General features: G+C 60.6%; 12 protein-coding genes. 7 read left to right on the top strand and 5 right to left on the bottom strand.

Annotation, left to right across the window (positions count from 1 at the left end; translation table 11 throughout):
* Positions 1-95: 95 nt before the first annotated feature.
* The 3 genes from ACTJGZ_RS13585 to ACTJGZ_RS13575 all read right to left on the bottom strand — a co-directional run bounded on the left by ACTJGZ_RS13585 (position 96) and on the right by ACTJGZ_RS13575 (position 3,521).
* Positions 96-1,121 (bottom strand): HAD family hydrolase, encoded by a 1,026-nt coding sequence (locus tag ACTJGZ_RS13585; RefSeq protein ID WP_441663448.1) that lies wholly within the window; start codon positions 1,119-1,121, stop codon positions 96-98.
* A 368-nt stretch (positions 1,122-1,489) separates the two neighbouring features.
* On the bottom strand, positions 1,490-2,473 hold the full coding sequence (locus tag ACTJGZ_RS13580) for an MBL fold metallo-hydrolase (protein WP_441663447.1): 984 nt from the start codon (positions 2,471-2,473) through the stop codon (positions 1,490-1,492).
* Positions 2,474-2,738: 265 nt separating this feature from the next.
* Positions 2,739-3,521, bottom strand: coding sequence for a TSUP family transporter (locus ACTJGZ_RS13575; protein WP_441663446.1), 783 nt, complete (start codon positions 3,519-3,521; stop codon positions 2,739-2,741).
* Between the two features lie 435 nt (positions 3,522-3,956).
* Between ACTJGZ_RS13575 and ACTJGZ_RS13570 the strand changes: the two genes are divergently transcribed.
* From ACTJGZ_RS13570 to ACTJGZ_RS13545, 6 genes are all read left to right on the top strand, one after another.
* Positions 3,957-4,970: a methionine ABC transporter ATP-binding protein gene (locus ACTJGZ_RS13570; protein WP_441663445.1), complete on the top strand. Its 1,014-nt coding sequence runs from the start codon at positions 3,957-3,959 to the stop codon at positions 4,968-4,970.
* Positions 4,967-5,635, top strand: a complete 669-nt coding sequence (locus ACTJGZ_RS13565) for a methionine ABC transporter permease (protein ID WP_441663444.1) — start codon at positions 4,967-4,969, stop codon at positions 5,633-5,635. Before ACTJGZ_RS13570 ends, ACTJGZ_RS13565 begins: the two co-directional genes overlap by 4 nt.
* Before the next feature lie 73 nt (positions 5,636-5,708).
* On the top strand, positions 5,709-6,659 hold the full coding sequence (locus ACTJGZ_RS13560) for a MetQ/NlpA family ABC transporter substrate-binding protein (RefSeq protein WP_441663443.1): 951 nt from the start codon (positions 5,709-5,711) through the stop codon (positions 6,657-6,659).
* A 57-nt stretch (positions 6,660-6,716) separates the two neighbouring features.
* The gene (locus tag ACTJGZ_RS13555) at positions 6,717-8,078 is read left to right on the top strand and encodes an LLM class flavin-dependent oxidoreductase (RefSeq protein WP_441663442.1); all 1,362 of its coding nucleotides are present in this window, start codon (positions 6,717-6,719) and stop codon (positions 8,076-8,078) included.
* A gap of 42 nt (positions 8,079-8,120) precedes the next feature.
* Positions 8,121-9,545 carry an LLM class flavin-dependent oxidoreductase gene (locus ACTJGZ_RS13550; protein ID WP_441663441.1) on the top strand — a complete coding sequence of 475 codons (1,425 nt, stop codon included), beginning with the start codon at positions 8,121-8,123 and terminating at the stop codon, positions 9,543-9,545.
* A 91-nt stretch (positions 9,546-9,636) separates the two neighbouring features.
* Positions 9,637-11,019: a monooxygenase gene (locus ACTJGZ_RS13545; protein ID WP_441663440.1), complete on the top strand. Its 1,383-nt coding sequence runs from the start codon at positions 9,637-9,639 to the stop codon at positions 11,017-11,019.
* 57 nt (positions 11,020-11,076) lie between these two features.
* Here the strand turns inward: ACTJGZ_RS13545 and gltS are convergent, their stop codons facing one another.
* A complete protein-coding gene (gene gltS / locus ACTJGZ_RS13540) occupies positions 11,077-12,306 on the bottom strand; it encodes a sodium/glutamate symporter (RefSeq protein WP_127773653.1) in 1,230 nt (409 codons plus the stop codon).
* A gap of 229 nt (positions 12,307-12,535) precedes the next feature.
* Between gltS and ACTJGZ_RS13535 the strand changes: the two genes are divergently transcribed.
* Positions 12,536-13,009: an NUDIX hydrolase gene (locus tag ACTJGZ_RS13535; protein WP_441663439.1), complete on the top strand. Its 474-nt coding sequence runs from the start codon at positions 12,536-12,538 to the stop codon at positions 13,007-13,009.
* Between the two features lie 98 nt (positions 13,010-13,107).
* Here ACTJGZ_RS13535 and ACTJGZ_RS13530 read toward each other — a convergent pair.
* A partial coding sequence (locus ACTJGZ_RS13530) for a tripartite tricarboxylate transporter TctB family protein (protein ID WP_441663438.1) occupies positions 13,108-13,374 on the bottom strand: 267 nt, incomplete at its 5' end.

Genomic DNA, 13,374 nt, shown 5'->3' with positions numbered 1-13,374 from the left:
TGCTTGCGTCTGGTGTGAAGCCAGGATAACGCGGCTACCGGTTTGCGGGTGATTTCCCCGATAGCCCGATAGCCCGGCCTAACAGCGCATGGCGTTCAATCGAACTTGAAGATTTTCTTCCAGTCGTTTTTCATGCTGATGATGGACCAGTTTTTGGCGACGGCTTCGTCGTACAGGTTCTGCGTGAAGGTTCCTACTTGCGTTTCCGGAAGGCCCTGGGCCGGGCCGTAGGCATATTCGCGTTTGGCATCATCATGGAAGACCAGCATGCCCAGGCGGCGGCCTTCTCCGCTGGTGGTGTATTCCAGCATTTCGCGGTCGCCTGTCGAGTTGCCCGCGGAGAAATAAGGCCGCTTGCCTATGAACAAGCCTATGCCGCGCGCCTTGCCGCCAAAATCATCATCGAAGAACAGCTCGGGTTGCAGGGCCAGGTATGCTTTGCCAGCCGGGTCATATTTGAACTGGGTGCTGAACGAGGTTCCTGCAATTTGTTCCACCGGAATGCCATAAACCGATTCGCTATAAGTGCGGACGAAGTCCTGGCCGCCGCCCGTCACGATGTAGGTTTTATAGCCATTGGCCCGCAGATACTCCATGAGTTCCAGCATGGGCTGATAAATCAGGTCCGTATAGGGCTTGCCCCAGCGCGGGTCGCGGGCGGAGGCCAGCCATTTCTCTACGTCAGCGTTATAGGCTTCCACACTGAGGCCATCCTGGGCTATGACAGCAATGCGTAAGATTTCCTGTGTGGAAAGCTTGCTGATTTTTTCCATATCACCGCTCAGAACCGTTTTAAATGGTTCCTGCTCAGCAAAAGACGGGTGCTTCGCAACAACGTCGTTAGCCTTGCTCAAGATATAGAGAAATTGCGTATAGAGCGGATGCTCTACCCAGAGCGTGCCGTCCTGGTCAAAAGTGGCAATCCGATCCTTCAAGGGCACGAAGTCTTTGGATCCTGTGGTCGTTGTCTCTTTCACAAACTCCAGAATGCTGCTCTTGGTACCTCCCTCGTTCCAGGACGGTAGCGGATCTGCAGCCTGAGCTGCACTGGCTGCATTCGCGACGGGCAGTACGGTCAACAACGCTGCCGCAATGACACAGCGCGATAACTGAAAAAACATAGCCGACTCCTTTCTGAAATAGAAACAAAATCACATTATTTAGGCGTAACTGTTTCACTATAGCCTTGCTTCCATTTCTGCCAGATCCGTGCAGCCCCGCAACACAAAAACAAACTTCAAAGAAGTAAAAAACAAATACTGGCTTGCAATAAAAAAGCGGGAAACCGGCAGCAACCATCCGCCTTCCCGCTTGTGCATGCATTTCATGCCTGCTTGCATCTATCTATTCAGGGTGATGGACTCAGACAGCCGCGCCCTGGCATGCGCTGACAAGCGCCCTTTTGGCGCATGCTTTTTACCGCCCGCCAGCCCAGAGCCACACCCCACAACCGCCGCAGCCCCGCCTGAATCGCATGCCCTGCTACGCCTTAGAAGAAGCTATCCAGATCCTGGGCAACAATCACCGGGCCATTGTAGTACTGGCGGACTTCCAGTGCTTCGTCGGTATAGTCATCGCTGTTGAATTTCGGCGTCAGGTGAGTCAGGATGACTGCCTTCACCTTGGCTTTCGTGGCCAGCTCTCCCACATCACGGGGTGAAAGGTGGCCTTGGGCAGCCTGCCGCATGATGCCTGCTTTTTCCGCTTCGGTATGTTTATCCCATTGCCCCAGGTCGATCAGCACCTGTTTGCGCGCCTCCACCGAGTTCAGTTCAGCGACCAGATAATCCGCATCGCGGGCCAGCGCTTCCGTGGCTTCGTTGGGGCCGGTATCGCTGGTAATGGCAATGATGCGGTCCGGCGTTTCTATGCGGTAGGAATAGGATTGGTCGTAGTCGGTTTGATTCTTGTGGTAATCAAAGTGCGTGTTTTCCGCCGCATAGACTTTGACATTGGCATCTTCATACACCAGGCCGGGCGCGACGTCCTTGCCGAAGAAGACTTCTTTGATAGGCTTGCTGCGCCCGCCATCCTCGATTCTCAATACAGCGCTCGGGTTCGAGTATTGAATGGCCGCATCGACCAGTTGCTGCGTGCCATGCGGCCCGTAAACCTGTATGGGTTCAGTGCGCTTGCTGTCCCAGGCGACGGACATCAAGGTCGCCAGGCCCGCCGTATGATCATCATGATGATGAGTCAGAAAAATGTGGCCGATTTTCTGCAATGGAATTTCTGCCTGCGCCAAACGCCGCGCCGCGCCATCCCCGGCGTCGAAGACATACGGCTGGCCGTTAACAACGACCAGATTCGAGTTCTGCGCCCGGGTCTTCATGGGAAATGGCCCGGCCACGGTGCCCAAAGTGACCAGTTTGGTCGCGGGTGCCGCCGCTTCCTGGGCCGCATCCGCCGCCAGACTCCAGCCCATGGCGGAAAATAGCAGAATACCGGCACAGATTGCTCGTTTTGCCTTCATTGTCTCTCTCCTTGTTTTAGTCATTGGTGCGGCCCAGTATATGGGCCGACTTTCAAGAGACAGGCATAACAATTCCGGGCCATGCCATAACCATCAGGCATACCTTGCCGCCCGCAGACGGCTTAGATAAGGCTCATGACGCGTTGGCGATCCGCTCGCGCGCGGGCTGCCGCCTGTTTCCCCCTGGGAGGCGGGTGCGTGCTTCGCCTTGTTCCGCCAGCCCGGGCTATCCATGCGGCGCTCATGCCATGAGCGCTTTCAATCTTCAGAACCAGCTGTCTATGACCACCCGCAACGGGTTATCGGCAGAGCTGAGCAGTTTGATCGCCAGCGCGCAACAGACAATCACAATCATGGGCCGAACCAGCCGGGTGCCAACCTTGACCGCGCAACGCGCCCCCAGTTGAGCGCCAGCGAATGCGCCGCATGCCATGGATAGCGCCAGCGGCCAGACGATGGCGCCGTTGAGCAGAAAAATAAACAATGCGCCCAGGTTGCAGGACGCATTGGCCAGCTTGGTAAAACTGACCGCCCGCATCACCGGCAAGCCGCACAGCAGCGTCAGGCCGACCATGAAAAACGAACCGGTGCCGGGGCCGAAAACCCCATCATAAAACCCCAGAAACGGAGCGACCAGACATGCGAAAACGAGCAGAGTCATGCGTTTTTTACGCTTGTCGTCATCCAGCCGGGGCGCGAAGGCAAAATAGCCAGCCACCAGAATCAACAAGACGGGGATGCTGGCTTCCAGCCAGTTCTTATCGACATAGCTGACGAACAAAGCCCCCAGAATCCCGCCAGCCATGGCACAGGCGGCCAGTACCCTGCCGGTTTTCCACTCCATCAGGCCTTTGCGGGCAAAAGCCACGGTGGCCGAAACCGAGCCTGCCGAAGCCTGAAATTTATTGGTCGCCAGCGCAGCCAGCGGGTCCAGTCCTGAGAGAAAAAGCGCCGGCACGGTAATCAGCCCGCCGCCGCCGGCAATCGCATCGAAAAAACCGGCGCAGAACGCCACTGCCGTGAGGATGGCGATGATGTCAAAGTCCATGTCGAAACACCAAGTGGCCTTACGCAAAAATAACTGGGATCAAGCCCCTGCCCGGCGTGCCGGACGGGGCATTCCAAGCGCCCGCGGATCACGCAGGCGCCAGTGGGCTCAAGGATACTCCTGCTGCGCTGCAATATATGCGGTCAGCGCGCACTTTCCCGCTGCGCAAACTGGCGTGTGATGCCCTGCCCGGTGCTTGCCGCGCCCGGCCAGCGGGCAACAGGCGCGGTGATCGTCCCTTTACCCGAGTGACGGGAAAACCTTCAGCCATTCCGCCAGCAGCGGCAAACGACATGCCTGAATTCCATATAGACATTCCTGCCGCCCCCAATATCAATATAGAAATTAGATTGTTGGCTCAATCCCGATACAAACCAATAATGAATTTTTCAAGGGCAGCCATCTGCCCTCCATTTTCCTTAATGGTTTCCGACGATGAGCTATGCATTTCGCCTGGAACATGTCTCCAAGTCATTTAGCCGTGGCAAGGAAACATTGCCCGCGCTTTCGGATATTTCCCTGGAAATACCCAAGAATTCATTTTTCGGCATTGTCGGCACATCCGGCGCCGGGAAAAGCACATTATTACGGCTATTGAATTTACTGGAACGCCCGGATAGCGGCGATATTCATTTTCAAGACCAACGCCTGACGGATTTGCACGGTTCGGCGATGCGGCATTACCTGAGCCGGGTGGCCACCATTTTTCAGCATTTCAATCTTTTTCATAGCCAGACGGTGCTGGAAAATATTGAATTTCCCTTATCCGTGCGTGGTGTCGGGCGCACGGCGCGGCGCCGCAAGGCACGGGAGTGGATAGAGCGGGTTGGCTTGCAAGGCAAGGAAAATGCCTATCCCTCGCAACTGTCCGGCGGGCAGAAACAACGCGTGGGAATCGCCAGGGCGCTGGTGGCCGATGCGGAAGTCCTGCTCTGCGATGAGGCCACCAGCGCCCTGGATTCCGAGACCACCGCCGTCATCCTGGATTTATTGCTGCAGCTCAAAGCGCAGTTGAACCTGACCATCGTTCTGATTACCCACTCATGGGATGTCGTGCGCTATGCCGCAGATTCCGTCACGCTCATCCAATCCGGCCGCATTATCGAGGCAGGTAAGGTGCGCGACCTGCTGCACGATGCGGATTCCTATCTCGGGCGCCAGCTTCTGCCCGCGCCGGATCTCGGGCACGCCCCACATCCGGGCTGGGTCCGCTATGACCTGATTCTGCCGGATATCCGCACCCAGGGTTCGTTTTTGTCTGACGCAGCCAGGCGCCTGGATCTTTCTTCTGCCGTGGTCTCTGGTGGCGTGGAGCGCCTGGGTGGCGTGGACGCCGCCAGATTTAAAGTGGATTTCGACTTCCGCGGCAAACCCTCAAGCCTGGTGCAGGCGCTGTCTTCCATTCTGCGGGAAAAAAGCATTGTCTTGGGAAAGGTAACAGAAGCATGAATGCGCGCGACTGGACAATTTATTTGCCTGATTTCTGGGAAGCGCTGGGCCAGACTTTCTATATGACTTTCTTTTCCGGTGTGCTGGTAATGACACTGGGTATTTCCTGCGGCCTGGCGCTGTATTTGACTGCGCCGAATTCATGGTGCCCCAGGCCGCTGGTCTATCACTCGCTCAATACCGTCATTAATACCGGCAGATCCATTCCCTTCATCATCATGATTGTGATCCTGATCCCAGTCACCCGCTGGATTGTCGGCACGCCATTAGGCCCGGTCGCGGCATTGGTGCCTTTGACCTTTGGTTTCACGCCTTTCTTTTCCCGCCTGATAGAAGCCAATTTGCGCGAATTGGATCAGGGCAGAATCGAAGCCGCCCGCGTGATTGGCGTGACGACGCCGCAATTCATCTTCCGCATTCTTCTGCCCGAATCCCTGTCCGGCATCATCGCCTCCGCCACCATCATTCTGGTCGGTCTGGTGGAAGGCACGGCCGTGGCAGGCGCGATTGGCGCTGGCGGCGTAGGCGACTTCGCGCTGACCTATGGCTACCAGCGCTGGTTCGTCGAACTGATCTTCATTGCCGTGATTGCCATGGTGCTCATGGTGCAAATGATTCAGCTCAGCGGCGATGCCTGGATCCGGCTGCGCAAACACAAACGCTAGCGCCCAAGCCCCTCCCCAGCAGGCTCGCCCTTTCCTTTCGCCCGCCCCCTTTCATTTCACAAGGAATGCTTAGATGCCACGTTTCTTCCCCAAGCCCAAGCCCAGCTTCAATCCCAGCTCCAATCCCACCCCAAAACGCAATGCTCTGCGCACGCTACTGGCCCTGAGCGCCGTGACGCTGGCAGCGCTGACCGGCAGCCTGGCTGCCCAGACCCAGGCCCAAACGCAAGCCCAGGCCGCCCCCGCCCCGGTGTCCAGTGAACCGCTCAAGGTTTATGTCACGCCTACCCCGCAAGGCGACATTCTGCGTTATGTGCAGCAACTGGCCAATCAGGACCGCAGCGGCCTGAAACTCAAGGTCATCGAAAGCAACCAGGGCCTGGATGCCAACCAGCTGCTCTACAAAGGCGACGTCGATGCCACCCTGTTGCAGCACCGGCCTTTCTTTGATTCCTGGGTGGCGGCGCACCCTGAAGCCCAAGGCCGGCTGGTCAATGCCGCTACGCTGCTGGTGAATGTCTTCGGCCTGTATTCCTCACGCTATGCGTCCCTTCAGGATATTCCCGATGGCGCCGCGCTGCTGGTGCCCAATGAGCAGACCAACTTGCCGCGCGCCCTGTTCATTTTGCAGCAGGCAGGCCTGCTGGAACTCAGCCACCCGCAATCTGACGGTTCATCGGCCGCCCTGGCGATAGATGAAAAACACATCACCGCCAACCCCCGGCACTTGAAGTTCATCCCGACGGAAACCCGGCTGCGGGCCAAGTCGCTGCCAGATGTGGAAGCTTCGTTCATCAATGGCGACATTGCCCTGACGCACGATATTGATCCACAAAGCGCCCTGGCCCTGGAGGACAAGCACAACAACCCGTATGCCAACGTGCTGACCACCCGCACGGAATTGCTTGAAGACCCGCGCATCCAGCAATTGACGGATTACCTGCTCAGCGATGCTGTCGCCGCCTTTATCAATGACAACTATCGGGGCTTTGTGGTCCCTGACCAGAAACGCCTGCAACCCTGAACCCGTCACGCCCGCCCTCCTTCCGTCCCACTTATCCTGACCCGAAAAGGCGACCGCATGAGCCGCTCCCCTCCGCGCCAACTGCACCTGAACGTCAACGCCTGGCTCCAGGGCTTCGTGCCTTCCGCGTGGCGCGTGCCGGAAAATGACCCGCTGGGCTTTATCGACATACAGCACTATGTCCGCATTGCCCAATGGGCGGAAAAAGGCAAGTTCGACGCTATTTTTCTGGCTGACTCCGTCACGACCGATGGCCTGGCCACAGGGCCGGTGACTGCGCTGGAACCCACTCTTGTCCTGACGGCCATCGCCACTGCCACGACCCGTCTGGGCCTGATCGCGACAGCTTCCACGACCTACAACGACCCTTACAACCTGGCGCGCCGCCTGGCCTCGCTGGATCTCATCAGCGGCGGGCGCGCAGGCTGGAATATCGTCACCACGGCCGATGCCTCGTCCGCCAGGAAGTTCGGCCAGCCAGATGTGCTGGCCCACGCCGAGCGCTACCGCCGCGCCGATGAGTTCGCCACTGTCGTCAAGGCCTTATGGAACAGCTGGGAAGACACAGCCCTGATAGGCGACGCCGTCACCGGGCGCTTCGCGGATACCAGCAAGCTGCATGCCGTCCATCATGCGGGCGAATTTTTCCAGGTGGGCGGTATTCTTAACCAGCCGCGTTCGGCCCAGGGCCATCCCGTGCTGTTCCAAGCCGGGGGCTCTGCGGATGGCCAGGCGCTGGCGGCACGCCATGCCGAAGCCGTCTTCTCGGCGTCGCAATCCTTTGAAGAAGCCCTGGCCTATGCGCAAGGGCTGCGCCGTCAGGCCGGGGCGCTAGGCCGCCCCCCTGGCAGTCTCAAGATTCTGCCCGGTCTCGGCGTTTTCCTGGGCGGCACGCAAGCAGAGGCCCGCCAACGCCACCAGGCGCTGATCGGGCTGGTGCCTATCGAACACAGCCTGAACCGGCTGGCCGGGAGACTGGGGGTGGCGCCGGAACGGCTCAAGCTCGACGAACCCTTGCCGCAGGACCTGCCCTTGCCCAATCAGGGCAACGGCGGCCATACCTTTTTCCGGGCCATTCTGGCGCGCTCGCAGCACAGCGGGCTCACCTTGCGTGAGTTCCTCGGGGAATATGCCGCTGGCGGCGGCCACCGGGAAGTTGTGGGCACGCCCGAACAGGTTGCCGACGATATCGAGCACTGGTTCCGCCACGGCGCCGCCGACGGCTTCAACCTCATGCCCGGCCTGCTGCCCAGCGGCCTGCAGGATTTCGTCGAGCAGGTCGTGCCCTTGCTGCAAAAGCGCGGCCTGTTCCGCCAGGACTACGAAGGCAGCACCCTGCGCCAGCACCTGGGCCTGCCCATTCCACGCTCGGCCGCGGCTCAGGCCAGCGATCCCGCCAGCACAGCCAGCCACCCCTGACCGGCGTGCCGCCCCTTCCTCACTGCCTACTCAAGGAACCTCATGTCTCACGCACCTCGTCAAATCCGCCTGGGCGCATTCCTGATGCAGACCGGCCACCATATCGCGGGCTGGCGCCACCCTGGCGCCCAGGCTGATGCCGGCAGCAATTTCCAGCACTATGTCGCGCTGGCGCAGCAAGCCGAAGCGGCCCACTTCGACGCCATCTTTTTGTCCGACTCTTCCGGCATCCGCGGCACCGATCCGGCATCCCTGGCGCGCACGGCACGCAGCGATTTTTTCGAACCGGTCACCCTGCTCTCCGCACTGGCCGCCGTCACCCGAAAAATCGGCCTGATCGCCACCGTTTCCACGTCCTTTCACGAACCCTATAACGTCGCGCGCAAGTTCGCTTCGCTGGATCATATTTCCGGCGGCCGGGCCGGCTGGAATCTGGTCACTTCCAGCGGCCGCACCGAAGCCCAGAATTTCAATCGTGACGAGCTGGAAGCCCATGCGCTGCGTTATGAACGCGCCACGGAATTCCATGATGCCGTGCTGCGGCTCTGGGATAGCTGGGAAGATGACGCCTTCACGCGCGACAAGGCCAGCGGCATCTATCTGGATACCGCCAAGCTGCATCTGCCGGACTACCAGGGCAAGCACTTTCGCATACGCGGGCCGCTCAACGCCGCGCGCTCTCCGCAAGGGCGGCCAGTGGTGGTACAGGCCGGCGCCTCGGAAGCGGGCCGGGCGCTGGCCGCCCGGACGGCCGAGGTCATTTTTGTGGCCCACCAGACACTGGAAGAAGCCCAGGCCTTTTACGCCGACATCAAGCGCCGCCTGCCTGCCCATGGCCGCCAAGCGGACGACGTCAAAATCATGCCCGGCATTTTTCCCGTCATCGGCGCGAGCCTGGCGGAGGCCGAAGAAAAGTTCGAGCAATTGCAGGAACTGGTCGATCCCGCCGTCGGCATCGCCCTGCTTTCCAGCACGCTGGGCAACGCCGATCTGTCCGGCCTGTCGCCCGAAGACCCGGTGCCTGTGCTGCCTGAAACCAATGGCCCCAAGAGCCGGCAGCAATTGCTGCTAGACCTGGCGCGCCGGGACGGCCTGAATGTGCGCCAGCTGTATCTGCGCATCGCTGGCGCGCGCGGCCACCAGCAGGTAGTCGGCACGCCCGCCCAGGTCACGGATTTTCTCCAGCATTGGTTCGAATCCGGCGCCGCTGACGGCTTCAACATCATGGCGCCCTGGCTGCCTGGCGGCCTGAGCGATTTCATCACACATGTCGTCCCCGAATTGCAGCGCCGTCAGCTCTTCCGCACCGCTTATGAAGGCCGCACGCTGCGCGAACACCTGGGGCTCAAACGCCCCGCCCACGCCCCGTCACGACCGGCACAGTCAGCGCATCCGGCATACCCTGCCCCGGCCCACGCCGCCCACGCCGCCCACGCCGCCCGCTCCCCGGCTCAAACTGCCGTCTGATTGCCTGCCGCGCCCTGATCCATCACAGCCTGATGGCGAAGCGTATGGATCCCTTCACCACCGGCCCCCTCTTTCCCTTTCCGAGATTGCCATGTCCCATATTCAGGAATACCCTGCTGCCCTGGCCTCCGCCACGCCCAACACGCCCAACACGCTCAACACATCCAGCACGCCCGCCGCACCGCTGCCAGCGGATTCTGCCGCACCGGCCTACCCGGCCTGGGGCACGCCCCCTAGCGAACGCTACGAAGCCCTTGCGCAAAACTTGCGGCCGGTGTTTGCCCGTATTCGGGCCAGCGCGGTCGAGCGCGACCTGCAACGCCGCCTACCTCATGATGAAATCCGCTGGCTGCGCGCAGCAGGCTTCACCCGCCTGCGCCTGCCCGCCGCGCAGGGCGGGCAGGCTGCCACCCTGACTGAACTCTTCGGCCTGCTGGTGGAATTGGGCGAAGCGGATACCAATGTCGTCAATGCCTTGCGGGCGCATTTGGGCTTTACCGAAGAAGTCCTGAGCGCTGACCCCTCCCCTTGGCGCGATTTCTGGCTGGAACGGCTCTCACAGGGCGACCTGATAGGTGCCGGTCTGTCCGAAGCTGGCCCCGCCCAAGTCGGGAGTTTTGCCACACGCCTGAGCCGCGGCCCCGAGGGCTGGCGCCTGGACGGGCGCAAGTTCTACACCACCGGCTCGCTCTTTGCCGACTGGATTTCTGTCGCCGCCCAGGACCACGAAGGCAATACGCACTACCTGCAGGTGGCACGCCAGGCGCCTGGCGTGGAAGTCGTGGATGACTGGGACGGATTCGGCCAGGCGCTGACCGCCAGCGGCACCGCCATCTTCACCCAGGTAGCGGTAGAGGATATATGGATCAAACCCGGGGCCGCACGCTTTCCCTATGCCGTGCCGTTTTATCAACTGGTGCATCTGGCGTCTCTGGCCGGTATCGGGCGCGCGCTTGCCGGTGATGTCGCCCGCAGGCTGCAACAGCGCGACCGTGTTTACAGCCACGGCAACAGCGCCAGCGCCGCCCAGGACCCGCAGCTTTTACAGGTAGTGGGGCGTGCCCATGCCGCCGCCTATACCGCGGGCGCCTTGACCCTGCATGCCTCACAGGCCGTTCAGCGCAGCCATGACGCGCACCGGCAGCGCGCCGACCCTGGCGAGGCCCGCTTTCAAACCCACCCCCAAACCCAAGCTCAGACCCAGGCGGCCATCCTTGCTCATGTGGAAGTCGATCAGGCCGTCTCGGTGCTCACGCGGCTGGTGCTGGAAGCCAGCACGGAACTCTTTGATGCCCTGGGCGCCTCGGCCACGCTGCGCCAGGCCGGGCTGGACCGCTACTGGCGCAACGCCCGCACGATTTCCTCGCACAATCCCCGCGTTTACCGGGAACGCCAGGTCGGTGATTTCGCAGTCAATGGCGCCGCGCCGCCGACCTACTATCGCGTTGGCACGTCTGCCGCCGGCACGCTTTAAACGCATTCCCTCCATCCAGGCAGGCCTTCGCGGTCTGCCCGGACATCTCAGCCCCCGTTAACGCAGATAACTGATGAAGGAAGTCACGATGACAGCATTGAAAAAGTCGATGAACAATGAGCCCACCAGCGGGATCACGAAAAATGCCTTGACCGAAGGGCCATTGGCCAAGGTGAAGGCCTGCATATTTGCCATGGCATTGGGGGTTGCCCCCATGCCAAACCCGCAATGCCCGGCAGCAATCACGGCCGCATCATAATCACGCCCCATCACCCTGAACGTGACGAAATACGCGTAGGCAAACATCATTGCCGTCTGGGCGACAAGAATCAGCAGCAAAGGCCCCGCGACATCCGCCAGTTCCCAGAGTTTCATGGACATCAGGGCCATGGCGAGGAAAAAAGCGAGCGATACCTCGCCGACAACTTCAAACTGACGGCGCGGCAACATGCCTTTGCGCCAGTCGATGACATTGCGCACCACTGCCGCCACGAGCATGGCGCCAAGATAAGCCGGGACCGTCAGGCCAATATAGGCCAGCAATTTGACCACCAGCGAACCAGCGCCGATCGACAGAGCGATCAGAATCGAGGCATACATCACTGTTTTGCCATCAATTTGGTCGCCAAATGCCGTCGCTGCTTCCGGCGGCTGGGCCTCATCACCCGTGCCAGGCTCCGCCTGCGCGGCATCCGGCCCCGGCTGTGCCGGGCCATGCAGACGATAACGCCGCATCAACAACTTGCCCACCGGCCCGCCTATCATGCAGCCAGCCACCAAACCCCAGGTTGCCGCGGCAATCGCTGCCGGCAAGGCGCCTGTCGCGCCAGCCTGCTCCAGCAAAGGACCAAAAGCCGCCGAAGTCCCATGCCCTCCCGTCAACGCCACCGACCCCGCTGCCAGCCCAATCATGGGATTGACACCCAGCATGGCCGCCAATGAAGTGCCCAGCAGGTTTTGCAGCAGCACCAGGCCCAGTGCAGCCGCCAGAAACAGCAGCACGCCCAGACCGCCCTTTTTCAGCAGATCCAGACTGGCGGAAAAACCGATCGTGGTAAAAAACACCAGCAACATGAACGCACGCATGTTGTCGTAAAACTCGAAAGAGAAGGTGTTTGTCAGATGCCCAGCCAACGCCACCAGAGAAAAGACCAGACCGCCAATAATCGGGCCCGGAATGAAGTAGCGCGATAGCACTTCCACCCGGTTGCGTATCCATTCCCCCAGCACCAGCAGTACCGCAGCAATACCCGTCGTCTGAGCGATATCAAGCTGAATGGTCAGCATATTGTCTCCATAAAAAGGCAGGTCTGGGCCATGCTCTATGGCAAGCCTTCAACATGACTGACATTCTAGGGCCTGGCGGCGGGAAAAGGAGCCGCTCATGCATCATACGCAGAATGCCGCGCCCACCGGCGCTGCCGTATAGGCCAGCCTCGGCGGCTGGCAAACCCGCAGGCTAGAATAGACCGGCACCCACTTTTTTAATGCCTTTTTATTGCTTTTATCACCTAGCATGACCGCCCAATCTCTACCAGATCCCGCGCCCGCCCCCGTTTGCCCTGCTGCGCCCCCTGCGGCCAAGGCCTTACCCACGGCCGCGCTGGTGGTCGTCAAAGCGCAAAGCCTGCTGCTGGCCTTCAGCAATAACAAACAGGCCTGGTATTTGCCGGGCGGCAAGATAGATGCCGGGGAAACCGCGCAACAGGCGCTGCTGCGCGAAATCGAAGAAGAACTGACGCTGGCGCTGGATACCAGCAGGCTGCAATTCCTTTGCCATGTGTCCGCGCCGGCCTACGGCGAGGCCGCGCATATCGTGATGGAGCAGGATTGCTTTCTGTATGACGCCCAGGACGACCAGTTCAGCGCCAGCCAGGAAATTGGCGATGCGCGGTACTTTTCTTACGCCGAATACCTCTTGCAGCCCGCACAGGTACCCGGCGTTCTGACCATGTTTGCCATTTTGCGCGAACGCGGCCTGCTGGCTTAGCCTGCCCGCCAGCGCCCCGCCCCTGAGCGCAAAAAAGCGGCCGCTGCCCGCGCGGGCAGCGGCCGCCTGATGACGTCCGCCTGGGATGCCCCGGCCTGTCAGGGCAAAGGCACACCCAGCAGCTCGCCAAAGCCAAAATGCGTCAGCAATCCGAAAAATACACCCGTGGCCACCGCCGGCCCCCAGCGGCGGCCGCGCTCCAGCAGCAGCACAGTCGCGGTGGCGCCCAGGCCGGATGCCACCGGCAGGCCCAGCCATTGCACCAGCATGATGGTCACGACAAACAGCAGCAACAGCGCCAGGCTTTTCAGGCTGACCAGTGCCCCGCCAGGATCACGCTTGCGCGCCACCATCAACAAATACAG

The organism is Kerstersia sp. (assembly GCF_052103615.1).
Taxonomy (GTDB): domain Bacteria; phylum Pseudomonadota; class Gammaproteobacteria; order Burkholderiales; family Burkholderiaceae_B; genus Kerstersia.
Note: the sequence above shows the minus strand (reverse complement) of the source record. Positions and strands in the feature narration are given on the sequence as shown.